The 25,265-nt window shown below is 68.5% G+C and carries 28 protein-coding genes and 3 pseudogenes; 15 read left to right on the top strand and 16 right to left on the bottom strand.

The annotated features are described in order from the left end of the window. The coding region (locus AQI95_RS41705) for an SCO6745 family protein (RefSeq protein WP_067136400.1) at window positions 1-793 on the bottom strand (793 nt) is incomplete at its 3' end. A gap of 402 nt (window positions 794-1,195) precedes the next feature. On the opposite strand from AQI95_RS41705, the gene AQI95_RS41700 reads away from it, so the two are divergent. The 3 genes from AQI95_RS41700 to AQI95_RS41690 all read left to right on the top strand — a co-directional run bounded on the left by AQI95_RS41700 (window position 1,196) and on the right by AQI95_RS41690 (window position 3,420). Further along, entirely contained in the window at window positions 1,196-2,704 is a 1,509-nt protein-coding gene (locus AQI95_RS41700) for a GMC family oxidoreductase (RefSeq protein ID WP_067136398.1), read from the top strand. Window positions 2,705-2,735: 31 nt separating this feature from the next. Next, window positions 2,736-2,930, top strand: a complete 195-nt coding sequence (locus AQI95_RS41695) for a hypothetical protein (RefSeq protein ID WP_067136396.1) — start codon at window positions 2,736-2,738, stop codon at window positions 2,928-2,930. 235 nt (window positions 2,931-3,165) lie between these two features. After that, window positions 3,166-3,420 carry a hypothetical protein gene (locus AQI95_RS41690; RefSeq protein WP_244189060.1) on the top strand — a complete coding sequence of 85 codons (255 nt, stop codon included), beginning with the start codon at window positions 3,166-3,168 and terminating at the stop codon, window positions 3,418-3,420. A gap of 5 nt (window positions 3,421-3,425) precedes the next feature. Here AQI95_RS41690 and AQI95_RS41685 read toward each other — a convergent pair whose 3' ends face one another. Next, entirely contained in the window at window positions 3,426-4,334 is a 909-nt protein-coding gene (locus AQI95_RS41685; protein ID WP_067136393.1) for an arginase family protein, read from the bottom strand. A gap of 151 nt (window positions 4,335-4,485) precedes the next feature. Here AQI95_RS41685 and AQI95_RS41680 point away from each other — a divergent pair, with 151 nt between their 5' ends. Beyond that, window positions 4,486-4,974 (top strand): GNAT family N-acetyltransferase, encoded by a 489-nt coding sequence (locus tag AQI95_RS41680; RefSeq protein WP_067136392.1) that lies wholly within the window; start codon window positions 4,486-4,488, stop codon window positions 4,972-4,974. Window positions 4,975-5,018: 44 nt separating this feature from the next. Here the strand turns inward: AQI95_RS41680 and AQI95_RS41675 are convergent, their stop codons facing one another. After that, window positions 5,019-6,080, bottom strand: a complete 1,062-nt coding sequence (locus tag AQI95_RS41675) for an alpha/beta hydrolase (protein ID WP_067136390.1) — start codon at window positions 6,078-6,080, stop codon at window positions 5,019-5,021. A gap of 348 nt (window positions 6,081-6,428) precedes the next feature. After that, complete coding sequence (gene cynR / locus AQI95_RS41670; protein ID WP_067136388.1) at window positions 6,429-7,337, bottom strand: transcriptional regulator CynR; 909 nt, start codon at window positions 7,335-7,337, stop codon at window positions 6,429-6,431. Between the two features lie 124 nt (window positions 7,338-7,461). Between cynR and AQI95_RS41665 the strand changes: the two genes are divergently transcribed. The 3 genes from AQI95_RS41665 to AQI95_RS41655 all read left to right on the top strand — a co-directional run bounded on the left by AQI95_RS41665 (window position 7,462) and on the right by AQI95_RS41655 (window position 9,243). After that, window positions 7,462-8,046, top strand: coding sequence for a carbonic anhydrase (locus AQI95_RS41665; RefSeq protein ID WP_067136386.1), 585 nt, complete (start codon window positions 7,462-7,464; stop codon window positions 8,044-8,046). Window positions 8,047-8,175: 129 nt separating this feature from the next. Beyond that, on the top strand, window positions 8,176-8,646 hold the full coding sequence (cynS, locus tag AQI95_RS41660) for a cyanase (RefSeq protein ID WP_067136384.1): 471 nt from the start codon (window positions 8,176-8,178) through the stop codon (window positions 8,644-8,646). 99 nt (window positions 8,647-8,745) lie between these two features. Continuing rightward, window positions 8,746-9,243, top strand: coding sequence for a nucleoside deaminase (locus AQI95_RS41655; protein WP_067136382.1), 498 nt, complete (start codon window positions 8,746-8,748; stop codon window positions 9,241-9,243). A 36-nt stretch (window positions 9,244-9,279) separates the two neighbouring features. Here the strand turns inward: AQI95_RS41655 and AQI95_RS41650 are convergent, their stop codons facing one another. Next, window positions 9,280-9,783 (bottom strand): DUF417 family protein, encoded by a 504-nt coding sequence (locus tag AQI95_RS41650; RefSeq protein ID WP_067136380.1) that lies wholly within the window; start codon window positions 9,781-9,783, stop codon window positions 9,280-9,282. Between the two features lie 227 nt (window positions 9,784-10,010). On the opposite strand from AQI95_RS41650, the gene AQI95_RS50500 reads away from it, so the two are divergent. Then, entirely contained in the window at window positions 10,011-10,268 is a 258-nt protein-coding gene (locus tag AQI95_RS50500) for a transposase (protein WP_079071928.1), read from the top strand. Window positions 10,269-10,434: 166 nt separating this feature from the next. On the opposite strand, the gene AQI95_RS41645 is transcribed toward AQI95_RS50500, so the two are convergent. Continuing rightward, window positions 10,435-11,247: a class I SAM-dependent methyltransferase gene (locus tag AQI95_RS41645; RefSeq protein WP_067136377.1), complete on the bottom strand. Its 813-nt coding sequence runs from the start codon at window positions 11,245-11,247 to the stop codon at window positions 10,435-10,437. A gap of 267 nt (window positions 11,248-11,514) precedes the next feature. Continuing rightward, window positions 11,515-12,315 carry an aminoglycoside phosphotransferase family protein gene (locus tag AQI95_RS41640; RefSeq protein WP_067136414.1) on the bottom strand — a complete coding sequence of 267 codons (801 nt, stop codon included), beginning with the start codon at window positions 12,313-12,315 and terminating at the stop codon, window positions 11,515-11,517. A gap of 154 nt (window positions 12,316-12,469) precedes the next feature. Here AQI95_RS41640 and AQI95_RS45875 point away from each other — a divergent pair. Beyond that, a pseudogene (locus AQI95_RS45875) lies at window positions 12,470-12,891 on the top strand (NF041680 family putative transposase); the annotation flags it as partial. Between the two features lie 389 nt (window positions 12,892-13,280). On the opposite strand, the gene AQI95_RS41635 reads toward AQI95_RS45875, so the two are convergent. Together AQI95_RS41635 and AQI95_RS41630 are read right to left on the bottom strand one after the other, a co-directional pair. Then, complete coding sequence (locus AQI95_RS41635; RefSeq protein ID WP_067136375.1) at window positions 13,281-13,544, bottom strand: hypothetical protein; 264 nt, start codon at window positions 13,542-13,544, stop codon at window positions 13,281-13,283. A gap of 419 nt (window positions 13,545-13,963) precedes the next feature. Then, on the bottom strand, window positions 13,964-14,527 hold the full coding sequence (locus AQI95_RS41630) for a TetR/AcrR family transcriptional regulator (RefSeq protein ID WP_067136373.1): 564 nt from the start codon (window positions 14,525-14,527) through the stop codon (window positions 13,964-13,966). A gap of 211 nt (window positions 14,528-14,738) precedes the next feature. On the opposite strand from AQI95_RS41630, the gene AQI95_RS41625 reads away from it, so the two are divergent. Both AQI95_RS41625 and AQI95_RS41620 read left to right on the top strand, forming a co-directional pair. Beyond that, window positions 14,739-15,614: an SDR family NAD(P)-dependent oxidoreductase gene (locus AQI95_RS41625; RefSeq protein ID WP_067136372.1), complete on the top strand. Its 876-nt coding sequence runs from the start codon at window positions 14,739-14,741 to the stop codon at window positions 15,612-15,614. Between the two features lie 101 nt (window positions 15,615-15,715). Continuing rightward, a complete protein-coding gene (locus tag AQI95_RS41620; protein ID WP_079071929.1) occupies window positions 15,716-16,213 on the top strand; it encodes a peptidylprolyl isomerase in 498 nt (165 codons plus the stop codon). Window positions 16,214-17,094: 881 nt separating this feature from the next. Here AQI95_RS41620 and AQI95_RS41615 read toward each other — a convergent pair. The 3 genes and pseudogenes from AQI95_RS41615 to AQI95_RS41605 all read right to left on the bottom strand — a co-directional run bounded on the left by AQI95_RS41615 (window position 17,095) and on the right by AQI95_RS41605 (window position 19,179). Then, window positions 17,095-17,790, bottom strand: coding sequence for a glycerophosphodiester phosphodiesterase (locus AQI95_RS41615; protein ID WP_067136370.1), 696 nt, complete (start codon window positions 17,788-17,790; stop codon window positions 17,095-17,097). A 262-nt stretch (window positions 17,791-18,052) separates the two neighbouring features. Beyond that, window positions 18,053-18,718 (bottom strand): annotated as a pseudogene (locus tag AQI95_RS41610) (hypothetical protein). Then, window positions 18,715-19,179: a DUF2199 domain-containing protein gene (locus AQI95_RS41605; RefSeq protein ID WP_067136369.1), complete on the bottom strand. Its 465-nt coding sequence runs from the start codon at window positions 19,177-19,179 to the stop codon at window positions 18,715-18,717. Before AQI95_RS41605 ends, AQI95_RS41610 begins: the two are co-directional and overlap by 4 nt. A 676-nt stretch (window positions 19,180-19,855) precedes the next feature. On the opposite strand from AQI95_RS41605, the pseudogene AQI95_RS50495 reads away from it, so the two are divergent. Continuing rightward, a pseudogene (locus tag AQI95_RS50495) lies at window positions 19,856-20,035 on the top strand (IS5/IS1182 family transposase); the annotation flags it as partial. A gap of 78 nt (window positions 20,036-20,113) precedes the next feature. On the opposite strand, the gene AQI95_RS41600 reads toward AQI95_RS50495, so the two are convergent. The 3 genes from AQI95_RS41600 to AQI95_RS41590 all read right to left on the bottom strand — a co-directional run bounded on the left by AQI95_RS41600 (window position 20,114) and on the right by AQI95_RS41590 (window position 22,114). Further along, window positions 20,114-20,569, bottom strand: coding sequence for a hypothetical protein (locus tag AQI95_RS41600; RefSeq protein WP_067136368.1), 456 nt, complete (start codon window positions 20,567-20,569; stop codon window positions 20,114-20,116). Further along, window positions 20,566-21,060, bottom strand: a complete 495-nt coding sequence (locus AQI95_RS41595; RefSeq protein ID WP_067136367.1) for a MarR family winged helix-turn-helix transcriptional regulator — start codon at window positions 21,058-21,060, stop codon at window positions 20,566-20,568. The genes AQI95_RS41600 and AQI95_RS41595 overlap by 4 nt, the downstream gene beginning before the upstream one ends. Window positions 21,061-21,592: 532 nt before the next feature. Next, on the bottom strand, window positions 21,593-22,114 hold the full coding sequence (locus AQI95_RS41590) for a winged helix-turn-helix transcriptional regulator (RefSeq protein WP_208614399.1): 522 nt from the start codon (window positions 22,112-22,114) through the stop codon (window positions 21,593-21,595). Between the two features lie 92 nt (window positions 22,115-22,206). Between AQI95_RS41590 and AQI95_RS41585 the strand changes: the two genes are divergently transcribed. From AQI95_RS41585 to AQI95_RS41575, 3 genes are all read left to right on the top strand, one after another. After that, window positions 22,207-22,992 (top strand): SDR family oxidoreductase, encoded by a 786-nt coding sequence (locus AQI95_RS41585; protein WP_067136366.1) that lies wholly within the window; start codon window positions 22,207-22,209, stop codon window positions 22,990-22,992. Window positions 22,993-23,057: 65 nt separating this feature from the next. Then, a complete protein-coding gene (locus AQI95_RS41580; RefSeq protein WP_341849506.1) occupies window positions 23,058-23,378 on the top strand; it encodes a nuclear transport factor 2 family protein in 321 nt (106 codons plus the stop codon). A gap of 144 nt (window positions 23,379-23,522) precedes the next feature. Beyond that, window positions 23,523-24,122, top strand: coding sequence for a DinB family protein (locus AQI95_RS41575; RefSeq protein WP_067136362.1), 600 nt, complete (start codon window positions 23,523-23,525; stop codon window positions 24,120-24,122). A gap of 368 nt (window positions 24,123-24,490) precedes the next feature. Here the strand turns inward: AQI95_RS41575 and AQI95_RS41570 are convergent, their stop codons facing one another. Next, window positions 24,491-25,081 (bottom strand): hypothetical protein, encoded by a 591-nt coding sequence (locus AQI95_RS41570; protein ID WP_067136360.1) that lies wholly within the window; start codon window positions 25,079-25,081, stop codon window positions 24,491-24,493. Window positions 25,082-25,265: the final 184 nt, after the last annotated feature.

Here is a 25,265-nt window from a genome sequence, read left to right as displayed (position 1 = left end):
GCTCCGTGAGACGCTCGGTGGCGGCCGAGCCGAGGTGGTCGTACGGGGCGGCGTCGAGGCGGTCGGTGAGCACTTCGGCTTCCTCGCGCAGGTCCGCGCCCGACTCCGTCAGCTCGCCCGCCTCGTCCAGCAGGCCGCGCTCGTGCAACCGGTCCCGGGCGGCGGCCCACTGCTCCACGGACCACCCACGGGTCCGCATGAACGTCGCCGACGTCGGCGCCTTGCCCGTGGCGTTGTGCAGGACCAGCGCCTCGATCCCCGACAGGCCGGCGACGGCCAGGGCGGTGAGGTGACCGTCGCCCCGGTGCTCGCGCAGCAGCGTCGCGGCGTGCCACAGGGCGAGGTGCGGTTCCTCCGGCACAGGGAGGTCCGCGTTCGCGGCGTACAGCGGCCGTGCCTCTCGGCGGCACGCCTCGGTGGCGCGCAGCGCCAGCTCGGCCGCCTCGGCCATCTCCTTCGACGTGAGGATCTCCTCCCCGAGCAGCCGCCGCAGCGTTCCGTCCGTGCCGCGCCGTCGCGCCGTGAGCACCGCCTCGGGTGTGGTGACACTCCACGCGGCGGGGATGTACCGCTGCACATGCTCGTGGTTGAAGTTGTAGAACGTCGCTGTCACGGTGCCCGCCCCGACTGCTCCGAGCGGGGCCGAGCGGCCCGCGAGGTAGGCCATGGCGCCGCGCCGGAGCCCGAGCGCCGCCAGTTCGTTCTCCAACTCCGGTGCGAAGTACACGGAAGAATGCAGGGGATTGACGACGCTGTGGCAGCGGCGGCCCGCACTCGCCTCGAATGAAGTCATGCCGTAACTCCGTTGTCAGTGCTCAGCTGGTTGTGTCCGGCCAGGTCAAGTGGTGGTGGGCGGCGCGGACGCGGACCTCCCAGTCGATGTCGCCGCGCTCGGCCGGGACGCCGAAGCCGATGTGTGGGTTGTCCGGGCCATGCCACCACAATAGATTATTCGCTCGATAATCGATCTTTTGGGCCTGGTTCGCTCGTCGATGGCCGGGTTGCCAAGCCGGCGCCCGCCACTCCTACCATCGGTTATGGCAGGCCTGACGCCGCCCTCCGACGCACGCAGGCTCGGCCACGAGGTGGCCGGCACCGCCCGAGACCCCGGGCGAGGACTCCAGCCCGTGTCCGCAGGAGCCACCGCCCACCGTCCAGTGACCGCTTCGTACCACTCACTGGAACCGGAGGAGCCATGAACTCGTTCGACTACATCGTGATCGGCGCGGGCAGCGCGGGCAGTGTCATCGCCGCACGGCTCTCCGAGGACCCCCGCAACCAGGTACTGCTGCTGGAGGCCGGTGCCGCCGACGGGCCGGAGATCATGGCTGTCCCGTCGCAGTGGCCGGCGCTGATCGGCAGTGAGGTCGACTGGGGCTACACCACCGTCCCGCAGTCCGCAGCCGGCGGCATCTCCCGCCGGTACCCGCGTGGCAAGGTTCTGGGCGGCTCCAGCAGCATCAACGGGATGGCCTTCATCCGTGGCCATCGCGCCAACTACGACGCATGGACGGCGTTCGCCCCCGGCTGGGGCTACGCGGACCTCCTGCCGTACTTCAAACGCAGCGAGGCGACACAGGGCCGCGACCCGGCGTACCGGGGTACCAGCGGTCCCATGCGGGTCGCACCGGCCCGCGACGTCCATCCGCTGTCGTACGCCTTCCTGGACGCCGCCGAGCGCACCGGCCACCACGTCAGCGACGATCTCAGCGGCTTCGACCAGGAAGGTGTCGGCTGGTGGGATCTCAACATCGTGGACGGCAACCGGCAGTCCGCCGCGGACGGGTACCTGCGCCCCGTTCTCGGCCGGACGAACCTCACGGTGCTGACCGGCGCACTCGTCCACCGACTGATCGTGGTCCATGGCCGGTGTGCCGGGGTGGAGTACTCCGTCGACACCAGGGTCCGGCGGGCGTACGCGCACCACGAGACCATCCTCAGCGCCGGATCCGTCGGATCCCCCCAGCTGCTCCTCCTGTCCGGGATCGGGCCGGCCGATCAACTGCGCGCCGTGGGGATCGACGTGGTCGCCGATCTGCCCGGCGTCGGGGCGAACCTGCAGGACCACCCGATCGCCGGGGTCGTCTACGGCGCGGCCCAGCCCGTCCCGCCCGGTCGCAACAGCCACGGCGAACTCGTCGCGGCCCTCCGCAGCACCGCGGACCTGACCGCCCCCGACCTCCATGTGTTCCTCATCGACGTGCCGTTCCATCCACCGACGCTGCGAGGACCGGCGAACGGGTACACGATCGTGTTCTCGGCACTGCACCCGCACAGCCGGGGCTCCGTCCGGCTGTCCGGCGCCGACCCCGACACCCCACCGCTGATCGACCCGGACTTCTACGGCGACGACCGCGACGTGGCCGTGATGCTGACCGCGCTGGACATGGCGCGCGAGCTGGGTGACTCGCCGGCGTTCGGCCCATGGCGCGACGAGGAGGCACTGCCCGGACCTCGTGTCCAGGCCGCGAGCGAACTGCGCGACTATGTGCGCCGCGAGACCGACCCCTACCAGCACGCGGTGGGCACCTGCCGGTTCGGTACCGACCCGGACGCGGTCGTCGACCCCCGGCTGCGTGTGCACGGTGTCGACGCACTGCGCGTCGCGGACGCCTCCGTGATGCCGACCGTTCCCGGCGCCAATCCCCACGCCACCGTGCTGGCCGTCGCCGAACGGGCCGCCGCGATGGTGCTGGAGGTGTGACCCGTGGACAGGGAGATCACGCTGCGCGTGGATGCGCATTCCCGACGAGGAGGGCCTGACGTACCTGGAGCAGGTCGAAGCCACCGCCTGTCAGGACATCCGTCCGCTGCGGACCGACAACTCGATCTCCGACATCGTGTTGATCGACAGCCTCCCACCGGACTACATCGTCAAGGGATTCGCCCAGCAGGTCCGCGCGGCCGTCGAGGCGGCATCCGGTTCCTGAAGCGGATCGCGAAAGGCCGTGCCGAGGGTGCCTGAAGCGGTCGGGTGTCCGCCGGTTCATGAGGCGGTCACGGGCTGCGGGCAGGCGAGCCGATGACCCATGCGCCCATCCGAGCGCCTTGCGGACGTTCCGTGAGCCGACGAGGCACGGTGAGGGGTATGTCATTCCGGGCCAGGCGACCTCGGGAGCGGTGAGGAGATCAGCTGTGTACGCAGTGGTTCGGCGGTACGAAGGGGTGACTGATCCCGTGGAGGCGGGACGCCGGGTGAGCGAGGGATTCGTGCCCCTCCTCCGCCAAGTCCGCGGCTTCGTGGCCTACTACTGGGTCGACGCCGGGGACGGAGTGATGCTGTCCACCAGCGTCTACGAGGACCAGGCCGGGGCCGACGAGTCGGTCGACAGAGCGGCGGACTTCGTACGGGACAACCTCGCGTCACTGCTCCCCAACCCTCCTCAGGTCACAGCCGGCCAGGTTGTGGCTGCCGGATAGCGAGATCAAAGAGGAGAGCCCTGGGCGAGCGCCGAGACGAGCAGGTCGCTGAGCAGGGCCGCGCAGGAGCCGTCCGGGTCCAGATCGGGGTCGTAAATCGTGACGTTGAGCCCCACGCACCGGCGTGAGCCGACCAAGGTCCGCAGCAGCGAGGCGAGTTCGCCGGGCAGCAGCCCGCCGTCGTCGGGGCTGTCCACGGCGGGCATCACCGACGGATCCAGGACGTCGGCGTCCAGGTGCACCCAGAAGCCGTCGAGTGCGGGCGACTCCAGCGTGCGCAACGCCGCGTCCGCCGCCTGCCGGCCGCCGCGCTCCCGGATCTCTCCCACCGTCGTGGTCGCGATGCCCGACTCCGTGAGTTCGGCGCGCTCTTCGTCGTAGTCCCGGATACCGAAGACGTGGACGTCGCCCTCGCGCACATACGGCCGCAGCCCTTCGAGATCGGTGAGGTCCGCCTGCCCACGTCCGGTCGCGAGGGCCAGCTCCTCGCCGCCTGCGGCGCCGACGTGGTCGGAGTTGCCGGGGTGCCGGAAGTCGGCGGACCCGTCGATCACGGCGATCCCGTAGCGCCCGATGCGGCGCAGTGCGAGTGAGGTACCGAGTTGGATGGAGCAGTCCCCGCCCAGGACCACGGGGAAGTCCCCGGTCCGTACGTGCCCTTCGACACGGTCGGCGAGTTTGCGGGTGTACGTGGCGATGGGCCCTGCGTGGAACACCCCGTCGCCCTCTTTCCAGTCCCCGCGGTCGTAGCGGGGCGGGACGACGACTCCTCCCTCATCGGCACCGAGTCGCGCCAGCAGCCGCTGCTCGCGCAAGGCACCGGCCAGCTTGTAGCACCCGGGCACCGCTCCTTCGACGGGCGGCCTGAGACCGAGATTCGACGGGGCGTCAAGAAGTACAAGGCGACGGCGCATCAGATCATTATCGTGATGCGGCCCAGCGTGCGCGGAGGTGGGGTGGGGTTGGCCTGCGATCGAATTCAGCGGCACCGTTCGTCCGACTGCTTCAACGGCTTTGCGCCCCCGTGTGCTCGGCGTGGATGCTGGCTTGCCGGAGGTACTGAAGATGATCGATGTTGTGTTGAAGCTGTCAGCCCGTGACTTGGTGCATGCGGACCTGGAGTCGCTCGGGTGGGCCGGTTCCGCCCACCACCTGGCCGACGTCTCCAGGCAGTTGGAACGTGCCCGTTTCGGTGAGGTCGACTACCTCGCGGTCTGCCCGGCGTCGAACATCCCTGTGGCGAAGTGCGGCGTCGACTACCGGGTCAAGGAGGGCGTCGGCACTTTGTGGCAGGTGGCGGTCCACCCCGCATTGCAGTCGTGTGGGATCGGCACGTTCCTTGTCGAAGTCGCCCAACAGCGGATCAGGAACCGCGGTCTGCGGCACGCCGAACTGGCTGTGGAGGAGAACAACTCCCGGGCACGTGCGCTCTACGAGCGGCTGGGATATGTCGCGTACGACTGCCGGCCGGACTCGTGGGACGAGCAAGCCCCCGATGGATCCTTGCGTCGCTACGAGACGATGTGCGTGCTGATGCGCAAGGAACTCGCGTGATCCCAGTCACCTTCACGGGTTCCGGCAGCCGGAAACGGCCGGGGTCAGCGCGGGCCTGAGAGCCACTGGCTGAGCCAGGCGAAGGCCGGCGGGTACTCCGCGGACCAGGTGTTGTAGTTGTGGCCGCCGTCCGGCAGGAACAGCGTGCGCACAGTGACCGGTGAGGACGCCGCGGCCGCCTGGAACTGGGTGATGGAGGAGGGCGGGCTGAGGCGGTCCTCGCGCGAGGTTGCCAGGAACAGGTTGGCGTGGGACTTTGTGTGCCGCACCAGGTAGGTCGGGCTGTTGAGCCGACGCACGGTCGGGTCCGGGAGGACGGATTCGTCGCCGGTCAGCGGATCGGGGTCGAGAGCGGCGCCCGCGCCGAACACCTTCGGGTACTGCAGGGGTAGCTTCGCTGCGCAGAAGCCGCCGGTCGAGAAGCCCATTACGCCCCAGCCACTGGCACCCCGCAGTGTTCGGAACTTGTGCCTGATCAGGTCCGGGACGTCTGCCGACATCCAGGTCGCGACCTTGCGGTTGGGCAGGTCGGTGCAGTCGGTGTCCACACTGCCCGGGTTGACGACGGGCATCACGAGGATGAAGGGGTGCACCTTGCGCTGGTTCAGCAGGTCCGAGAAGGCGCCCGGCATGCTGCCGTGCTCCAGCCAGGACTCCGGGGAGCCGGGCACACCGTGCAGCAGCATGATGACCGGGAAGCGCTTGTTCTTGTAAGCAGGCTCGTCGTACTGCGGCGGCGTCCACACGAGCACCTGCCCGGACAGGGCGGACTTCTGACCGTGGAAGTACGTGTCCAGGACACCGCCCTTGGTGCTGTGGTTGAACTTCGCGCGCTGCACCGGCGGCCCCGGCATCGCGACCGCGTTGGCGTTGTCGGTGTTGCCCATGAGGTCGTCCCATGAGGCATACAGCCCGTAACTGTTGTTGATCCACGTGGCCACGACGCTGATCGCGGTCAGCTGACACAGGCCGATCATCACGGCGTGCGCCAGCCAGCGCGCCGGCCGGGGCCCGCGGATCCTGGTCCACAGGGCGATCGTGCCGATCATCGCCATGACCGTGGCGATGATGAGGACGACGAAGAACGGCGTTCCGGTGAGGGACACACGACCACCCTTCTGTTCCAGTGAACGAGGACGAGGACGAGGACAAGAACAAGGGCAATACGGGCGATACCGGCCGTAGCGCCCGCGGTGCCCGCGCATGCAGGCTACTTGGATAGAGGGAACCCGACGATCACCGGTTCCGTCCGAGCGCGGTCCGGGTGAGCGGGGGAGCCGAGGCACTCTCGGCCGCGCACCGGACCTGGCCGTGCGGCATACGGGCACCCGCCCCAGTCCGAGGAAGTCTCGATGTGGAACGACTGCTGGTCGAGTGGCTGGCCCCGTCGGTCACGAAGAGGTCGCCGTCGGGAAGGCGGACGGGCGCGGTCATGGATGGCCGTCAGGTTCATGTCACGGGGGCGGGGTGTAGCCGCGGGTGCGGACGAGGTCGTGGGTGAGCCGGGTGAAGGCGCGGCCGGCGGCGCTGCGGTAGGCGCCTTCACGGTGCAGCAGGGTGACGGTGCGGGTGGGCAGGGGTGGGTTGAGGGGGATGGGGGTGAGGTGGGGGTGGTCGTGGGTGATGGCGTCGGGCAGGACGGTGGCCAGAGGTGTGCGTCGGACGATTTCGGTGAGGGCCTGGATGGAGTTGGCCTCGACCGCGATGCGGGGGGCGATGCGGTGGTCGGCGAAGTAGGCGTCGATGTGACTGCGGGTGGCGAAGTCGCCACTGAGCAAGGCAAGTTGTTCGTCCTGCATGGCGTGGACGGGTAGGGGTCCCGGCGTCGTGCGGGTGCACTGGGCGCCGGTGACGAGGCCGAGGGTTTCGGTGAACAGCGGGGTGGCGGTGATGCCGGGCGGGTGGGGGCCGGTGAAGGCGATGCCGAGGTCGAGGTCGTCGGCGAGCAGAGCCGCTTCGATGCGGTCCTGGGGCATCTCTGCGAGGGTCAGGCTGATGCCGGGGTGGCGGCTGTGGAGCTCGGCGGTGAGCGGGCCGATGAGGTAGGCGGTGAAGGTGGGGGTGAAGCCCAGGCGCAGATGGCCGCGGGAGAGGTCGTGGACGTCGTGGACGGCACGTTCGGCGGCGGCCAGGTCGCGCAGCGCGCGCCGGGCGTGGTCGGTGTAGACGGCTCCGGCGTCGGTGAGCCGTACCGTGCGGCCGGTGCGGTCCAGCAGCTGCACACCCAGGGTTCGTTCCAGCTGCTTGATCTGCTGGGAGAGCGTCGGCTGGGAGATGTGCAGGTCTTCGGCGGCGCGGGTGAAGTTGCCGTGCTCGGCGACGGCGAGCAGGTAGCGCAGGTGACGCAGTTCGAGAACGGCCATGGAAGCAACTATAGATGCGATCAATGGCTTCCATGGATAGTAGCTCTTGGACACTATATGCACAGCTCATGCATGGTGGATCTCACCAGCCCACAGGGCCGGTCACCACCGAAGGGAGTGACCCATGCAGGACCTCGCCAAGGGTGTCGCCCGTTTCCAGCGGGACGTCTTCCCGGCCAAGGTGGAGCTCTTCACGCACCTGGCCACGCATCACACACCGCACACGCTGTTCATCAGCTGCTCCGACGCCCGCGTCGTCCCCGAGCTGATCACCGGCACCGAGCCGGGTGACCTGTTCGTCATCCGCACCGCCGGCAACCTGGTGCCCGCCTACAGCCCCGAAGCCGACGGGGTGGCGGCGAGCATCGAGTACGCCGTCGCCGTACTGGGTGTGAAGGACGTCGTCGTCTGCGGCCACTCCGCCTGCGGCGCGATGACCGCCCTGGCCGAGGGGCACGACCTCAGCGGTGCCCCGGCGGTCGCCGCCTGGCTGCGGCACGCGGACGCCTCCCGGGCCCGTGCCGCCGCCGCTGACGTCCTCGCCCTGGTGCGGCAGAACGTGCTCGCGCAGCTGGCGAACCTGGCCACCCATCCCTCGGTCGCCCGCGCCGTGGCGCAGCGGAAGGTCACGCTGCGCGGCTGGGTCTTCGACATCGCCACCGGCCGCATCGAGGAACTGTCCACTGCCGGCCCCGCGCTCGCGGCCTGATCCTCACCGACCGGATCCGGCCTGCCGTCCACGGCAGCATGCCGGGAACCCCATCCACCACCCACGTGCCATTTCACCCCCCGGCTCGTGAAGTGGCTCACCTGAAAGAGAAAGAAGGACGTACCGATCATGGTGCACGCCCAGTTCGACGCCACCGCCCGCGAGGCCCTGTCCGCCGCCGCCGTTGAGGCCAAGACCCGGAAGAACCTCTCCTGGCAGCAGATCGCCGACGTCTCCGGCCTGTCGGTCGCCTTCACCACCGCCGCCGTCCTCGGCCAGCACCCGTTGCCCGAGGGCGCGGCGAAGGCGGTCGCCGAGCTGCTGGGCCTGGACGACGACGCGGCACTGCTGCTGCAGACCATTCCGACCCGCGGTTCGATCCCCAACCGTATCCCCACCGACCCGACGATCTACCGCTTCTACGAGATGCTCCAGGTCTACGGCACCACGCTGAAGGCTCTGGTGCACGAGGAGTTCGGCGACGGCATCATCTCCGCGATCAACTTCAAGCTGGACGTGAAGAAGGTCGCCGACCCCGAGGGCGGCGAGCGCGCCGTCATCACGCTGGACGGCAAGTACCTGCCGACGAAGCCGTTCTGACCCACGCGGCACGCCTGACACCGGACGGGGCGGGCCACGTCGGCCCGCCCCGCCCGCTTCACCGCCCCGCCCGCTCCACCGATTCGCGAGGAGTTTTCCGTGGACTTCGTCCAACGCACCATCGACATCGCCCGGCGCAACGTCGCCGAGGGTGGCCGCCCGTTCGCGACCGTCATCGTCAAGGACGGCGAGATCCTTGCCGAGAGCCCGAACAGGGTGGCCCAGACGAACGATCCCACCGCACACGCGGAGATCCTCGCCATCCGCGAGGCGTGCGTGAAGCTGGGCACCGAGCACCTGACCGGTACCACGATCTACGTGCTGGCCCACCCCTGCCCGATGTGTCTGGGCTCGCTGTACTACTGCTCGCCGGACGAGGTCGTCTTCCTCACCACCCGCGACGCCTACGAGCCGCACTATGTCGACGACCGTAAGTACTTCGAACTCGACACCTTCTACGACGAGTTCGCCGAGCCGTGGCAGGATCGCCGCCTGCCCATGCGCTACGAGGCCCGCGACGACGCCGTGGAGGTCTACCGCTTCTGGCAGGAACGCAACGGCGGCGAGCGCCGCGTGGCCGGCGCACCCACCGCCTGAGCCTGCCGTGCCGATTTGACCGACGAGGTCGACTGCTCAAGAACTCATGCTCCAGGACGGGACGTTGTCCGACTTTGCCTGACCGGCCATCGCGCCGAGCGATTCGCCGAGCGTCCAGAACGCGACACCGATCAGCACCAGATCCTTGAGCAGGAACTGCCCCGGCTGTGCGGAGAGAACGGGAAACCCGGCAGCGTAGGTGAAGACAACCCCGGGAGTGGTGAACAGGAAACTCAATGTCCCGAGAAAAAGTACGATCGTCATCGCACTGCCTAGGGCTGAAAGGCGAGGCCACTTCGGGTATACCGCGATAAGGCATGCGGCGACGATCTCCGTAGTACCGAGCGACACGGCGACGGCATGAACGCTGAGCACGTCGTACACCCAGCTCAGCAGCGGGCTGTGTTCGATCAGTACGCGACTGTCCATCTTGACGTACTTGCCGCCACCGATCCAGGCGAGCACCACCGCGAGGCCATAGCGACTGATGAGTCGACCCGCCTGCGCCGTGACACGAGCGAGGGTAGCGATTTCGGGCATGGTTACTCCGTGGAGGTGCGAGTACGGTGCCGGAGAAGAGCAATTGAGCTGTGACACGTCGACCTTAGTGATCGTTTCCCCGACTCGGGAACCAGCACCTTCGGTTCGTCCGTAACCCGTAATAACTAGAGGTCTCGTCGAATGCCACCCGGCCGCAACACGAGGACTGTCCACTGCGGAGGGCGTGGACGGGAGCCGGCAATACGACACGGCAGGTGTCGAATCGGATGAGCGCCAGGCGCACAAATCCTGGGGAGCGGTCACATGCGGGTTGGATGGCTCAAGGACGTCTAGCTGATCGTTTCAAATCGACCTGTGGGCGGGTGGCTCCGCTGTTGCCGCCTACCCCTGCGTGGGGCCACCACCGTCCCGGGCGACTGCGTGTTCCCGACCGGGCGGCCTTCGCCGGTGTCATGTATGTACTGCGGACCGCTGTCGCCTGGCGCGACGTCCCCGCGGAAACCGACCGTTGGCGGAGAGCATGAGGCGCCAGGAGTGGCCCTCGGTGGCGCAATAGTCGACGGCCGCGAGCTCGTGTGGCCAGGCGCTCGTCGTTGCACAGCAAGTGGCACAGGTGCTGGCCTGCGTACGGCGCCCCCGTCAAAGAAGGGGGAGCGCTCGCGGCAGACGATCTCGATGCCGGGAGGCGCTCTACCGGCGGACCGCCGAGATCAGTCCGCCGGGCCGCTCCTCGCGCTGCGGCGGGGTACTGATCGGGCGGCCGTAGGCGGCAGCGCACTCGCGCAGGGTGTTGCTGACGGCCTCCCAGCCGTGCCCGGCCAGCCAGGCCACCGGGTCGTCGGGCATCTCCGAAACCCACATGGACGCCGCCGATCCCGGCACGGCGTCCACGCCGAGGCGCTCGATCACGCCGCGCGAGCCCAACGTCAGCCCCATCCGGCTGCCTGCCGCCGACTGCGCGCTGATCCGGGCCAGCAGCAGCTCCACCGCGTCCTCGGGCAGATAGATCAGCAGCCCTTCGGCGATCCACACGGTCGGCGCCGCCGGGTCGTGCCCCGCGGCGGCCAGCGCGGCCGGCCAGTCCTCACGCAGATCCACCGCGACGGTGATCCGCTCGCAGCGTGCGACGGCCCGCTCCTGGCGCAGCACCGAAGCCTTGAAGTCCAGTGGCGCGGCGGTGTCGACCTCGAACAGCCGGGTGCCCTCGGGCCAGTCCATCCGGAAGGCCCGGCTGTCCATGCCGGCGCCGAGCAGCACGACCTGCCGGACCCCGGACGCGGAGGCCTGCCGCAACACATCGTCGAGGAACTTCGTCCTGATGACGATGGAGAACGACACGGCCAGCCGGCGGCGTCGCGCGGCCTCGTCCTCGGGCGGCGGCGAGGAGGGCCACAGGCCGCCGGCGGCGGCGAAAGCCTGTGCGAGTGGGTCGCGGAACAGCGCGTTCTCCCGCTCGGTCTCCAGCGCCCGCACCCGGGCCACCCCCACCGCAGTGGCCCACACTCCCGACGGCTGCACCTGCTCCTGCTCATCAGTCACCGCGCCAGCCTAGATGATCGATTTCAAGGGGGCATGACGGGTGGGGTCAGATTCATGCGCGGCCAGCCGGTCACGCGCGCACTGACCGCCTACGACCACCAAACCCCTTGGAACCGATCATCTAGATCCGTCAAAACATCAATCACGTCGGCTCAACGAGTCGTCCACCGGCTCGTCACCGGTCCCGGATCAGAAACAGATATTGAGCTTGTTCTTCAACCTCTCAGCCAGTCATCCCAACAGGGCAGCCGTGAACATCTCGTGGTGAGCCACCAGCCACTGCTGGATGCGGTCCCAACGCTGCCAACCACCGTGCTCGGACAGCGCCTGGGTGTAGACGGGGTCACCGTCGGCCACTCGATCAGCGACGAAGGCCCGGCAGGATGCGGTGGCCTGCTCGATGACGCCGGGCAATTCACCGCGCTCCTGCGCGGAGAGACCGTAGCCGTCGGCGAGGATCCGCAGCCGTGCCGGGGCATCCAGCCCCGCGGGATGGAGAACTGCCGCGGACGTGGGATCAAGCATGGGAACCCAGTAGCGGGCAGTCATCGCAACGTCCCATACTGCTCGGCCGGGAGCCGCCAGGTCGAAATCGATCAGGGCTGTGGCACGGCCGTCGCGGAAGACGACGTTTTCCGGGCACACATCGTTGTGGCACAGCATCGTTCCTCCCGCCGGGTCGGCCAGGGATCGGGGCCACTCAGCGCATGCGTCAACCGCGACGGCCGCGCTGGCGTCGTGCAGGCGCCTCAACAGGCTTCCCACCGATCTCAACGCGGTCCCGGTCATCACCCAGCGTGGAAACGGCGGTAGAGCGACGTCGCCCGGGATGAAGGTCAGCTGCTCGCGGCCGTCTGGGGTAAGACGTATCGGCCTCGGAGCCGCGTCGAACCCCTGCTCTTCGAGCGCGAGGAGATGGGCATGGAGGGCGCGCGCAGTGCGCGGCGCCGGGCGTTCCACCAGGGCACCGTGGCGGAAGACCGCGCCCGCGTTCACCATGCCGCCAACCAGGGCTTCGCCCTCTGCCGTCATGTCGATCACGCTACCGTCAGGTCGGTCGTGTGTGGGACGGTCCCGAAACGCGCTTCGAACTAGCTCGCTCACCTGGGCATTCTCCGGACACTGAGGCGGCCTCCGTCTGATCATGTGCTCCGGCCAAGGTGCACACGTGACCACGACGAAGGCCATGAGGGTGAGTCTGCTGCCTGAAGCTGATCCAGGGGAGGCGTTCGCGGCTGCGTCACGTTTCCGGGACGACCTATTCGACTGCCTGACCGCGCGCGGGGACGAACTGTTCGAGCTGGTGGACGCGTTGCTGCGTGCGGACGGGCCGTTGAAGGCGCCGGTGGCCCTGACGCCGGTGGCCGAGCACCGGCGAGGGCACGGCGTGCCCGGCTGGCCCTACTCGCTCTCGCCGCCCTCGAATCGGGCCGCACCTCCCGCTGCCAGCTCCTGGACGCCGTCCGCCTGGCCCCGGCCGACGACGTCGCCGAGGTCACCTCCGCCCAGCGCGGCCAGGTGGTCACAGATCTGATGGAAATGGGCCGGTGGCCCTTCGTCGACCGTGACATCCTCAACGTCTTCGACGCCGGCTACGACGCGCCGCGCACGATGGGCATCACCCGCTGGTGAACCTACGGCGCCGGACCGTTCGTGAACGGGGCAGACGAACACCACGACCTCAGCACGGGACCCCGGATACCGCGACCTGGATCCGGGGGCGTCCATGCTCGACAAGGCCGCTGCGCGCACGTCACGAGCCGAGGTGAAGGACGCCTTGAGTCAAGGGAAGTCGCCGCTGCCCGGGGCATCGGCGAAGGCGCGCTGCCCATGGCGCCAAGGACGGCGGGCGCGGCGGTCGTCACCTGGTGACCCTGAGCAACCCAGCGGCAGTCCAACACGCGCAAGCTTCAAGGCTATTGGGCGAAGGCGATCCACCCTGAGAGGGCCGCAGCAGCGACCGCGATGGCACAGTGCAGAGCGACCCACACCATGTATCACCGCATTCTCCTCAGATGCGGGAAGCGAGCCCGCTGGGCTCGGCTCGTCTCGGCCAAGCGCCGCTCGATGTCGAGGTCGGGGAACTCACTGGCGATCTTCCGGCGTAGGCCTTTGGCCTGCCCGACGTGAAAGGCACTTCTCTCATGGAACTTTGGGCAGGCAAGCGCCCCATAGAGGCCGAGCCCCGGCATCGGCAGCGTCACGACGAGCATCGACGTCTTCAGGCCGGTCTGTGCGATGAAGCCCAGTCCGGCAGCCACGACGACGATGATGATGTTCGTCAGCGTTGCTCATTGATTCTCCGTCTGGCGGTCCGCCTCCCGGTGATCTTTCCAGAGCTCCAGCAGGGCGTCGATCCCATCAGCCATGTCTCTCCCTTCTGCGAGAAGACATCCTTGCGGACACCAGGCAGGCGGCATAGTCACCAGCAACTCGCTACGGCCGTTGCCCGTACGGGAGTCAGGCAGCGGCACGTAGGCTCCGGGACGCGAGGCCGAGGATCCCGGATGACATGTCCGATCTGCACGCTGCAGAGAGTGGCCGTCCTCATCCGAAGGACGATCGCGTGACAGTCCGCAACGGTAGGTTCTCGCGACTTGTGTCCCGATGGAGCCCGCAGACCTGGCATGCGGCCTGAGCACCCGTCATCCGCCTCTCTGACCGGCTGGGGGTGGCTTCCTTACGCGCGCAGGCCCTGGAGCACGATGTCGAGGTAGGGCTGTGCAGGCGCGTCCTCCCCTGTGTACCTGGGGAGTGAGGAGACCAGGGTGAGCGCCTGATCTGCCGTGACGTCGTCACGCACCGTGCCTTGTGTCTGGGCGCCGGCCCACAGCCGGGCGAAGCTCGCCTTCATGGGGGCGCCTGCCGCGGCCATGGGGGACCGGTCGTCGGTCAGGCACGCCCCGACGCGCATGCTCATGCCGCCGTGCTCGGCCGCGCTCCGGTGGTACAGGCGAAGCCATTGCGCCACGGCTTGCCACGCATCGGGCGAGTTGAGGAGTTCGCGGGCTTGCGCGTCCAGGAGGTCGACGCGGTCTTTCATGATCGCGACGAAGAGGTGTTCCCTGCTCGGGAAGTGCCGGTAGAGGGTACCGCGCCCCACTCCGGCTTCCTTGGCGACGTCGTCCATGGGGGCTTCCACGCCGTCGCGTGTGAAGACCTTCTGCCCCGCGGCGACGAGTGCCTCGTAGTTGCGGCGGGCGTCCGCGCGCATCGGCTTTGCGTCGAGGTGCGAGGTGTTCATGGGGTCAGTCTATTTGACAACCGGACATGGTGTCCATATCGTCGAGAACGTAAGCGGACGTTGTGTCCGCTTCGGGCATTGTGTGCTCCTCGGCGCCGGTCGCAGCCGTACCCGGGTGCTCTCGCTGCGTATCGGGAGGCTGCGGCAGCGGGTCGGGATGGCCGCGTGAGAGGGGCGCATGAGGTCGCGCGCCATCAAGGAGAGAAGCGCCATGAGGTCACCAGACAGCAGGCCTGTCGTGGCAGTCGTCACCGGAGCGAGCAGGGGTGCGGGCCGGGGCATTGCCCAGGCATTGGGCGGCCAGGGGGCGACCGTCTACGTGACCGGCCGCAGCCGGTCGGCTTCTGACTCGCCTTACGGGGGCACCGTTACGGAGACCGCGGCTCTTGTCGACAAGGCTGGCGGCACCGGTATCCCGGTGGTGGTCGACCACGGGGACGACCAGGCGGTGGAAGACCTCTTCGCCACCGTCCGACGCCATCACGGACGGTTGGACATTCTCGTCAACAACGCCGCCAAACTCGTCGGCACGACGATGCCGGTCGGCTTCTGGGAAAAGCCCTTGGAGACATCGGACCTGCTGACGATCGGACTGCGCTCGCACTACACAGCGAGTTTCTACGCGGCGCCGCTGCTGATAGCGAACGGCCGCGGTCTCATCGTCAACACCGGGAACTACGGAGCCGTGTCCTACTTCCACGGCCCCGCGTACGGGGCGCAGAAGGCGGGCGCCGACAAGATGGCGGCCGACATGGCTCAGGAACTGCGGCCGTACAACATCGCGGCGGTCTCGCTGTGGATGGGGAATCTCGACACCGAGCGTGCTCGCGCCTACCTGGACTCTCTGCCCGCACACGTCCGGCCGACCGAGAAGAGGGAGTCGCCCCAGTTCACGGGGCGCGTGATCGCGGCTCTCTATTCCTCGTGCGAACTCATGGACCTGTCCGGCCGGGCGCTGATCGGAGCTGAGCTGGGTGCTCTGCTCGGGGTCACCGATATCGACGGCACCAGGCCCAAGTCCAAGCGTTACGCGCTGGGTGGCCCACCTGAACTGCACCCGAGCCTCCTGGGCCGACCACTCCGGTAGCACCACTGACGCCCTCGCCTGTCCCGGCGGCCCGCCATGGATGTCCGGTGACCGGCAGCCCGCGCGGCGTGGGCTGCACCAGGAGTGAGAAGATGGACCTCATGAGCAACGTTTACTTCGACATCACCATCAACGGCGCCCCCGCCGGCCGCATCGTCTTCAACCTCTTCGACGAGGTCGTCCCGAAGACCGCGCGCAACTTCCGTGAGCTGGCCACCGGCCAGAACGGCTTTGGCTACGCCGGTTCGGGCTTCCACCGCATCATCCCCCAGTTCATGCTGCAGGGCGGTGACTTCACCAACCACAACGGCACCGGCGGCAAGAGCATCTACGGTGAGAAGTTCCAGGACGAGAACTTCGAGCTGAAGCACGACCGCAAGTACCTGCTGTCGATGGCGAACGCCGGCCGCAACACCAACGGCTCGCAGTTCTTCATCACCACCGTCCTCACCCCCTGGCTCGACGGCAAGCACGTCGTGTTCGGCGAGGTCGTCGAGGGCCAGGAGCTGGTCGACCAGATCGAGGCCCTGGGCTCCCAGTCCGGCACCCCCAAGGGCAAGGTCGAGATCGCGGCCTCCGGCGTCGTCGACGGCCACTGATCCTGGCCTCTGGCCCTGGTCCGATCCGCCGGGCGGAAGCGTGCCAAGTGCGCGGACCTCACCGGTGACGACACCTGCGCCGCTCAGTGGTGCTGCCGGCGCGAGGCGTCCCAGGCCGCGCAGAGGGCGCCATCACCACGCACGGTTCCACCCTCGGTCGTGTACCGACGTGTGATGCGATCACGGTGACATCGTGGTGACGCGGCGCACCAAGGCGGGCTGGCGGCCGGGGCACGACAAAAGGGGCCCCGGCCGGCGAACCGGCCGATCACGTCATCGGCCGGTCCCGCGGCGGAACGACCACGACCTGCGCGAGCGCGGCATTCCACGCGGTGATCCCTGTCCCGGCGGTCCGGCTAGGCCGCCGGTGGCGTCGGGGTAGCTGGGGCAGTTGGGGCGGCATGCCGCCGGTCTTCGACCGCGAGGCATACAAGCAACGCAACACCGTCGAGCGATGCATCCCCTGCTTGAAGCAGTGGCGCGGGAGTGCCACCTGCTACCAAAGGCACTACCGCCCACTTCCCCCCTGGAAACGGTCAACTGCCGAAACGGTACAGGCCAGTCGAGCCATTCTCGGTCAGCGGGCTGTGCGGGTTCGACTGGGAGCCTTGAGCTCTCGCCTTGGACACACCCAACACCAGACCTTGAGGATCTGAGTGGACGGTTCGTGAGTCGATTTCCGTTTCGAAGTGAGGCTTGGGGCGGGGGTGCCGGCCGCGGAGTCGGCACCTCACCCACGGAGCCGGTCGGCTCCTGGATCTGTGTCCGATACGTCGGGCTGACGTCATGGTAGAGGCCAGGCGCCCATGGGCACGAAGCCGGTGGGCCGCCGGCTCTGGTAGCCGTACGGGAGGCCGGTTCGGTCCTCCGTCCCCCTGAGGTCAGGCCGTGGCCTTGACCAACCGCTTCATGCCGGGCTGGTCGGTTACGCAGCCCACCAGGCCCAGCGTCCGGGCCAGCGCCAGGTCGCGCTCGTCGTTGACGGTCCAGGCCATCACCTCGATGCCGGCGGCGCCACACTTCTCCACGATGGCCCGGTTCAGCTGGCGCAGCTCCACGCTGACCAGGGTCGAACCGACCTTCTGGGCGCGGCCGACGAAGGTGTCGCGGTGCGCGCTGGGGCCTGCCACCAGGACGGTGCGGGCCTGCGGCAGCAATTTGTGGATCTCGATCAGCGCCACGTCGTGGAACGACAGCACCGAGACCCGGTCCAGCAGGTCGCGGTCGATGAGCACCTTGGCCAGCGACTGGGCGGCGGCCACGTCCTTCACCTCCGCCTGGATGGGCAACGTCGGCCCGACGGCGTCCAGTACCTCCCCGAACGTGGGAATGCGCTCGCCGAGGCCGGCGTCAAGCTTCTTGAGCTTCTGCAGCGTCTGGTCGGCGATGGGGCCGGAGCCGTCCGTCGTGCGGTCCAGGGTCTCGTCGTGCATGACGACCAGCTCGCCGTCCTTGCTCAGGTGCAAGTCCAGTTCGATGCCGTCCAGCCCCTCGCGTTCGGCCCGCAGGAAGGAGCGCAAGGTGTTCTCCGGCTCGGCGGCCATGACACCGCGGTGGCCGATGGTGAAGAAAGACACTGGATTGCCGTCCTCGGGTGGTGGTGGTCCGGGGCGGCCGTACGAGCGCCGCACCCCCTGCGGGCCGGCGGGTGACCGCCCGCCGGGGGTGCCCAGCCTAATGGGCTCGTACGGCCGCGCGCTCGGCCCGCCCGGACCCTGCCCCACGGCCGGCCTCAGGCGTCGTCAGCCGGATCTCGGCCGGTACGTGGCGGGCTGGGGCATGAGCCCCGGTGGTGGCCCGGCCCGGCGGAGCTCGGATCCTGCGAGCGCCGGTGAGCGGTCAACCACCGTGGAGAACCCACTCATCGAGGCCACCGTACACGTGAGATTCGAGGCATTGCGGTGCGTCGAAGCCGACCGCCTCGCCTCGGTAGACGGCGATGAGCGAGTCCTTGCCGCGCCACCAGGTGTCGGTCAGGCCCTGCACTTCAGGTACCGGCTCGTACCCGTGGAGGTCCAAGGACTCGACGTCCTCGCCCTTGATCCTCGTGACAGTCTTGGCCCATCGACCTGCATGGTCGGCGAGTGCCAAGGATTCCACCCATCCGTCTGCGTTGGCATGCAGGGGTGTCCAGCGGTAGGCGTCGATGCCGAAGGCGCCCTCGGGGCCGATCATGAATCCGTAGGCCATGGACACCCGGCAGGCCCCGGCCGGGAACGATCAGCCGTCCATCGCCGAGCCTTCGGGGCAGTCGGCGTCCAGGATGCGGGGGCCGCCCTCGTAGATCGGGGCCGGCGGCAGGGCGAGACCGCCCCAGCGGTCCTGGAAGGCGGCGGCCCGGTCGATCTCAGCAGCGGGGACCCCGTGCCCGATCCACGCGTCATGGTGGCGCCGGATGTCCTGGGACGGGACACGGATGCCGTTCGCCTCGACGAACCTCTGAGCCCTGCGGCTCAGGCCGGCAGGCGCGACGGGTATCGGCGATACGGAGGGATCGGCCCTCACCGCTGCTCGCCGCTGCCGGAGTGGAGTACGGCCGCCGCGATCTCCCGCACGCGGTCCATGGTGATTCCCGTGCGCTGTTCGACGGCGAGGGGATGTTCGGTGGGCTCGAGCTCGATGTAGGGGCGCTCGTCGACCGGGCGGGTGTGGACAAGTGTCTTCAGGTTGAGGGTCGTGGTCGAGTAGACCGGCAGGTCGGTGGTGAGCCAGCCGAAGTACGGCTTCTCGGCCTCGCGGCCGGGCTTGTCCCACAGGTCTGCAGCCCGGGAGAAGTTCTCGCGGCTGAGCGAGACCCAGACGCCCCAGGAGAACACGTCGTCGGTGTCGATGACCGGCACCTCGATCAGGCCCTTGACGAAGTAGTGCCGTCCTTGGATCACGCACTGGTCCGACGAGAGCGTGCAGTCGTCGGCGCCTGCGAACGCCGGATCCCACGCGGCCGGGGCCTCGGCCGTGTAGTTCATCGGCAGCTCAGGGTGGTGGGTCCCGCAGCACGTGCAGGCGAATCCGAGATCGCTGGTCATGGTGCTGGAGCCTAGTGACGGGCTCCGGTACCACGTCGAGCGGGAGCCCCTGCCGTCGGCTGCCTGGCGGACCGGTGGCTCAAGCGGCGCAGCCGCCCCGGTGATCCCAGAACCCAACGGCCGACAGTGCTTCCAGTCAGCGGGGGCTGGCGCCGCCGAGCGGGCCGCGGCGTGAACGCTGAGGCGTCGGGTCAGTTCCGGCAGGTCGGACGCCGGAAAGCTCACCCGGAGCAGTTGCAGGCGGAACCGCGACGGGAGGTCCTCCTTGAACATGGCCGCGTCCATCGGCTTGATCGTCACGTCTCATGAGTCCGGGGCTGCCGAGCGCGTCATCCTCACGTAGAACGAGTCCCACGGGTCGGAGTTCGCCACGGGGGAGAGGAAGGCGAGCCCGCTGTCGACCGGGAAGTCGATGACCACGACTTCGGGACTCCTCCCACTCCGACAAGTGCGGCAGCTTTTCTGGCCGGTCAGACGGTCACCGGCCAGCCAACGCGCTTACAGGCACGGTCTGTCGGCGTGGACTCCACCACCGCCCGTGCCCCCCACGCCGCCGCCGGGATGCAGCTCGGAGAAGATGTTCTGGCAGTCAGGGACACGCCGTCGAGGCGAAGAAGGCCCGACCAGAGGGGGCGACCCGCAAAGCAAGGTCCGCCTCGCCGCTGACGGCAAGTGCCGCTCGCTCGCGCTCATCCTGACCGCCGGGCAGGCCGCCGACAGCCCGCCGTTCATCCCGGTACTCAAGAAGGCGCGGTTCCGTCAGCCGGTCGGCCGTCCCCGCACCCGGCCTGCATCTCCGCGCCTGCGTGACCGGGATCAAGGACCTCACTTGAACCTCCCTGTGATCAGAGGCAGTTGGAGGACCGGTCGTGAGTCAAGCGGTCAGGGCCGCAAGCTCCGCGTTGGCGCGCTCGGTGACCAGGGCGAGGACGCGGCCGGCGGCGGTCAGGTCCTCGGCGGGTATCCCGCCCCAGATGCGGGCGGAAACGGGGGCGGTCTCCGCACCGAGGGCGGCGAGCAGCTCGCGCCCCGCGTCCGTGGGGCGAAGGCGCGCGCCGTCCGCGACGAGCAGCTGCTTGGACAGCAGTTCGTCGAGGGTGGCGCGGATGTCGGCCGGATCGGCCTTGAGGGAACCCTGGACCTGGGCGACGAGATCGTCCGGCGCCTGCGGGGCGTCGGCGGTGATGGCGGCGCGCAGGACGATCTGCTGCTGGAATGTGCTGCCGTGCCGGGCCAGGACGCGCTCCAGGACGCCGCGGGCGGCGTAGTGGGCCAGGCCGAGGGCGCGGGCGTCGGCGACGGGTGCGGTGGTGGATGCGGTGGTGGTCATGGTGTTGTCCCCTGAGTGCTCTCGTCGTTCGGTACGGATGGAGCGAGACGTGCGTCGAGCAGGGTCGTCAGCTCGTCGGTGAACGCGCGCGTGCGAGGGGCGCCGAGGCCGCCGAGCGGCTCCAGCAGCTGCTGAAGCAGTTCCTGGACCACCACGATGGCCTGCCGTACGACGGCTTGGCCCTGCTCGGTGAGGGCGAGCTGTACGGCGCGCGGGTCGCGGGGATCGCGAGTGCGTTCGATCAGGCCGGCCGACTCCAGGGTGCGCGCCAGCTTCGAGACGTACAGCGCCTCCAGGCCGGTGTGGTCGGCGAGTCGGCGCTGACTGGGCCGTTCGCCGGCGCGCTGCATGCCGTGAAGCGACGCGACCAGTGAGTACTGCGCGTGGGTGAGGCCCAGCGGAGCCAGTGCGCGATCGACGGCGACGCGCCACTTGTTGGCGAGCCGCCACACCAGGAAGCCGGGCGTGGGGTCCGGTGAAACCTTGCTCATGCCAAATAGATTACATGGCTACTATGTCCATGGCTACTATTTTCGGCGGATGTGACGGCGCACCCGACTCGACGTGGCAACGGACCGGCGGAACCCCTCCAGCGGGACCGCCTCCGCCCCGTCACGTGATCAAGGCTGAAGGCGAGACCTGGTCGGCAGGTCGCCGCGCGCCCACGGACGCCGCTGTGCAGGTTGCTGGCCAACTGAAGCGTGCAGTGGCGGCCGACTGTCGCGCCCAGTCACGCCATCCTTTGGGTTCCGAGCCCCTGTACTCACATGTTCGATTGTCTGTCCGGTGGCGTGGATGCCGGGAAGTGAACAGGGTGAGCAACGCAACGGCTCAGGTCACGCAGCCTGCGGTAACGCATGTGCGCTGCCCTGACCGGCTCCTGCCCAAGGTGGGGTCGGGGTAAGGCGATAGCCGCGTTCCCGCAGGTCAGAAGGCTGCTGGCCTGGGCGGACTATCTTGAGCGAGACAATTTGAAGGCCGCATCGGGTCGATTCGGCGGTCGGCGCGGCCCCGATGGCCGTCTTATGCTCCTGGCGTGCCGGCTGCTGGTCGCGGCCGGGTGTAGCGGTTGCGCATGGCGCCGCTCGCCGCGGGGCCTGCTGTGAAGACGTAGGCGCGGCTGTCGTCGAGACGGCGGCCGGTCTTGGCGTCGACGACAACGGGCTCAACCTCCTCGCCGGAGTCCGCGTCGACGAGGATCATGCTGCGTTCGTGGCGTGCCAGCCGGGCGTTTCCCCACGCGGCCAAGGTGACGATCACTGGGCGCAGCGAGTGCCCGAGCTCGGTGAGTACGTACTCGTGGCGCACGGGGTTGGTCTGGTAGGGCCGGCGCTCCAGTAGGCCGTCTGTGACGAGGGTCTTCAGGCGTGTGGTGAGCATGCTTGAGGAGATGCCCAGGTTTTCCTGGAACTGGTCGAAGCGGGTGTAGCCGTCGAAGGCGTCGTGGAGGATCAGCAGCGTCCACCACTCGCCGACATGCTCCACTGTCGTGGACAGCGGGCACTCCCGGTCCTCCAGCCTGATCCGGCTCGCCACGGCGACCATCCCCTCAGTTACTGCTAAAGTCGAAGTTAGTAGCTTCTATTTTAGCAGCAATGGGGTGCGCCGTACGCGCGTATCCGGGATCGGAAGAGATCATGACCAGCCTCGTCAGTGAGTCCCTCGAAGGTCGTCGCGCCCTGGTCACCGGTGGCACCAAGGGCACCGGAGCCGCCATCGCCCGGCGGCTCGCCGAGGTGGGCGCCCATGTGCTCGTCACCGCTCGCAGTCGCCCCGACGGGGTCGAGGAGAAGTCGTTCATCGCCGCCGACCTGTCGACCGGAAAAGACGCCGACCACGTCGTCGCCGAAGTGGAGGCGCGCCTGGGCGGTGTCGACATCCTGGTCCACACCCTCGGCGGTTCCGAGGCGCCGGCCGGCGGATTCGCGGCGCTCGGCGAGGAGGACTGGGCCAAGGAACTCAATACCAACCTGCTGGCCGCCGTACGCCTCGACCGGGCCCTGGTGCCCGGCATGATCGCCAACGGCAAGGGCGTGATCGTGCACGTCACCTCGATCCAGCGCCGCATGCCGCTGTGGAACGGCACCCTCGCCTATGCGGCGGCCAAGGCGGCACTGGCCACCTACAGCAAGGGCTTGGCCAACGAGGTCGCCCCGTACGGCGTCCGGGTCAATGCCGTCTCGCCGGGCTTCATCCAGACGGGCGCCGCGGACAACCTGATCGCCCGGATCGCCCAGGAGGCCGACATCACCCGGGAAGCCGCACTGGGCCGGCTCATGGATTCACTCGGCGGCATTCCGCTCGGTCGCCCCAACCGGCCGGAGGAAGTCGCCGAACTCGTCGCCTTCCTCGTCTCCGACCGTGCCTCGGCCATCGTCGGCGCCGAACACGTCATCGACGGCGGCACCACACCCACCGTCTGAACCCCGCCGCTCCGGAGAGGACTGTCATGCCGAACCATCAGGCTCACGCCGTCGACCCGCACGCCTTGCCCGAGACGATCACCCGCTACCTGAAGGCCCACGAGGCCCATGACACCGCCACCGCGCTCACCGCCTTCACCAGCGACGCCACTGTGACCGACGACGGTAGGACGTACCAGGGCGCCACGGCGATCGGACAGTGGCTGAACCGTTCCGCCACCGAGTTCACCTACACAATCGAACTCACCGATGCGCGGCGGACCGATTCGACCCGTTACGTCGCCACACACCACCTGGAAGGCAACTTCCCTGGCGGCAGGGTTGATCTGCGCTATCAGTTCACGCTCCGCAACGAACTGATCGAGCGTCTGGTCATCGAGCCCTGACCCTGTCCGCGTGCTCCTTGCCGGACCCGGACGAACTCCTCCGTCCTGGGGTGCTGCGGTCATGAGGGCGGGGGATCAGAACCACTCCCAAAGAGTCTCAACAGCCTCACGTCCGCATGGGTGTCGGGTGGAACACTGCCAGGCATGAACCAGCCGAACCCGAAAGCGGACCTTCTCCGATACCTGCAAGAAGGGCGTGACGCCCTGGTGTGGAAGCTCGATGGGCTCTCGGACTACGACATGCGCCGCCCACTGACCCCCACGGGTACGAACCTGTTGGGGCTGGTCAAGCATGTCGCCGGCGTGGAGCTGGGGTACTTCGGCGACACGTTCGGGCGGCCGTTCTTCGACGAGGAGCCACCGCCCTGGTGGTACACGGGGGACTCGGAACCCAACTCGGACATGTGGGCGACTGCAGACGAGTCGCGCGAAGACATCGTCGGGCTGTATCACCAGGCGTGGGAGCACTCCAACAGCACGATCGCAAAGCTGCCGCTCGACGCGATCGGTCACGTCCCGTGGTGGCCGGAGGAGCGCCGAGAGGTGACTCTGCGCCACATCCTGGTGCGTGTGATCTCCGATACGCAGCGGCACGCCGGTCACGCCGACATCGTACGAGAGATCATCGATGGATCCGTCGGACACTTGAACGGCAAGGACAACCTGCCACCAGGAGATCAGGCGTGGTGGGAGAACCACCGGCGTCGGCTGGAGCGCGTGGCGCGGGAGGCGGGCAACGGCTGATCTTGCCCTGCGGCGTTACGTGACCATCTCCCCCGAGTGGGAAGCATATTCCCGTTGGACAGGCACGTTCATCCTTTCGCCTGATCTGTCCGCGTTCGAGCCTGCCATGCCCTTCTCGAAGGCGGCTCGAATGCGGATGAGGGAGATCAGGTGCGGGGCATTGACTGCGCGCCAGCGGGTCTGCGGAGTACGGCCGGCCTGTCGCCGGTCGGCTGTGGCGGTGTTGCTGCATCCCGGCCGGTGAACTGATGCACCGGCCCACCCCGACGGCGTCGCACCCGCTCCCTCCCCCCGGCGGTCCCTGCGCAGGCGTGCCCGCCGGAGGCGTCCTTCGGCTGCGAAGCTCGACCGCGCGTGCGGTGCGCGGCTTACTGGTAGCCGTTCCAGTAGTGCTCGGTGCCCGGGCAGAAGTGGTACGTGTTGTTGGCCCAGACCGCCCGGCCGTTGGACCAGATCACCAGGTTCCCGTCGGCCTGGAGGATGGCCCAGGCGTTCGGGCTCCAGCTGGCGGACTGCCAGTCGTTGCCCTCCACGACCGAGCCGTTGAGCTGCTGCCAGTCGCCGTAGTGGGCCAGGTTGCCGTCGTGCCAGAACACCAACTTCCCGCCGACGGCGTTCCACTTGTTCGTGCCGGTCGCCCACACCGGGGTCCCGGCGCTGACCCACTTGTTCAGGCCGGAGGACCAGCCGCTGTTCAGGCAGTACTGCACCAGGTTTCCGTCATTCTGGACCGTGATCTTCTCGTCACGGGTCCAGAGACTCTGGTTGGTGGTGTACGCGTGGTCGATCCCGAGCGTGGTCTGGTGCGGGCAGGCGTCGCCGCCGGGATCGGAGCTGAGGTGGGCACAGACGAAGCTGGTGGCCGACGCGGTGGCCACGCCGGCGCCGGTGGCGACGCCGAAGCCGAGCAATGCTCCCGCGGCCGCGACGGTCGCGGCCAGCTTGTGGTGAAGACGCATGAATTCCCCCTGAGTGTCGAAGCCGCAGTGCTCTGCGGCCGATGGCGCACCGGCACGCTATGACGGCTGCGGGTGGGGCGAAGGACCTGATTGCACTGTGAAGCGGTCCCTCCGGTGTCAGTCTGCACAGCGCGCCTTGTTGTGCCCCTGCCAGCACCTGCTTACGCTGCGACCGAACCGACTT

Origin of the sequence: Streptomyces yokosukanensis, assembly GCF_001514035.1 — a bacterium.
Classification (GTDB): domain Bacteria; phylum Actinomycetota; class Actinomycetes; order Streptomycetales; family Streptomycetaceae; genus Streptomyces; species Streptomyces yokosukanensis.
Note: the sequence above shows the minus strand (reverse complement) of the source record. Positions and strands in the feature narration are given on the sequence as shown.

What these genes read in the sequence shown, in the direction of transcription:
- AQI95_RS41700 (WP_067136398.1), top strand. Translation starts at nt 1,196, where the DNA reads ATGAACTCGTTCGACTACATCGTGATCGGCGCGGGCAGCGCGGGCAGT.
- AQI95_RS41695 (WP_067136396.1), top strand. Translation starts at nt 2,736, where the DNA reads ATGCGCATTCCCGACGAGGAGGGCCTGACGTACCTGGAGCAGGTCGAA.
- AQI95_RS41685 (WP_067136393.1), bottom strand. Translation starts at nt 4,334, where the DNA reads ATGCGCCGTCGCCTTGTACTTCTTGACGCCCCGTCGAATCTCGGTCTC.
- AQI95_RS41680 (WP_067136392.1), top strand. Translation starts at nt 4,486, where the DNA reads ATGATCGATGTTGTGTTGAAGCTGTCAGCCCGTGACTTGGTGCATGCG.
- cynR (WP_067136388.1), bottom strand. Translation starts at nt 7,337, where the DNA reads ATGGCCGTTCTCGAACTGCGTCACCTGCGCTACCTGCTCGCCGTCGCC.
- AQI95_RS41665 (WP_067136386.1), top strand. Translation starts at nt 7,462, where the DNA reads ATGCAGGACCTCGCCAAGGGTGTCGCCCGTTTCCAGCGGGACGTCTTC.
- cynS (WP_067136384.1), top strand. Translation starts at nt 8,176, where the DNA reads ATGGTGCACGCCCAGTTCGACGCCACCGCCCGCGAGGCCCTGTCCGCC.
- AQI95_RS41650 (WP_067136380.1), bottom strand. Translation starts at nt 9,783, where the DNA reads ATGCCCGAAATCGCTACCCTCGCTCGTGTCACGGCGCAGGCGGGTCGA.
- AQI95_RS50500 (WP_079071928.1), top strand. Translation starts at nt 10,011, where the DNA reads ATGAGCGCCAGGCGCACAAATCCTGGGGAGCGGTCACATGCGGGTTGG.
- AQI95_RS41640 (WP_067136414.1), bottom strand. Translation starts at nt 12,315, where the DNA reads ATGACGGCAGAGGGCGAAGCCCTGGTTGGCGGCATGGTGAACGCGGGC.
- AQI95_RS41630 (WP_067136373.1), bottom strand. Translation starts at nt 14,527, where the DNA reads ATGAACACCTCGCACCTCGACGCAAAGCCGATGCGCGCGGACGCCCGC.
- AQI95_RS41625 (WP_067136372.1), top strand. Translation starts at nt 14,739, where the DNA reads ATGAGGTCACCAGACAGCAGGCCTGTCGTGGCAGTCGTCACCGGAGCG.
- AQI95_RS41620 (WP_079071929.1), top strand. Translation starts at nt 15,716, where the DNA reads ATGAGCAACGTTTACTTCGACATCACCATCAACGGCGCCCCCGCCGGC.
- AQI95_RS41605 (WP_067136369.1), bottom strand. Translation starts at nt 19,179, where the DNA reads ATGAACTACACGGCCGAGGCCCCGGCCGCGTGGGATCCGGCGTTCGCA.
- AQI95_RS41600 (WP_067136368.1), bottom strand. Translation starts at nt 20,569, where the DNA reads ATGACCACCACCGCATCCACCACCGCACCCGTCGCCGACGCCCGCGCC.
- AQI95_RS41595 (WP_067136367.1), bottom strand. Translation starts at nt 21,060, where the DNA reads ATGAGCAAGGTTTCACCGGACCCCACGCCCGGCTTCCTGGTGTGGCGG.
- AQI95_RS41590 (WP_208614399.1), bottom strand. Translation starts at nt 22,114, where the DNA reads ATGGTCGCCGTGGCGAGCCGGATCAGGCTGGAGGACCGGGAGTGCCCG.
- AQI95_RS41585 (WP_067136366.1), top strand. Translation starts at nt 22,207, where the DNA reads ATGACCAGCCTCGTCAGTGAGTCCCTCGAAGGTCGTCGCGCCCTGGTC.
- AQI95_RS41575 (WP_067136362.1), top strand. Translation starts at nt 23,523, where the DNA reads ATGAACCAGCCGAACCCGAAAGCGGACCTTCTCCGATACCTGCAAGAA.
- AQI95_RS41570 (WP_067136360.1), bottom strand. Translation starts at nt 25,081, where the DNA reads ATGCGTCTTCACCACAAGCTGGCCGCGACCGTCGCGGCCGCGGGAGCA.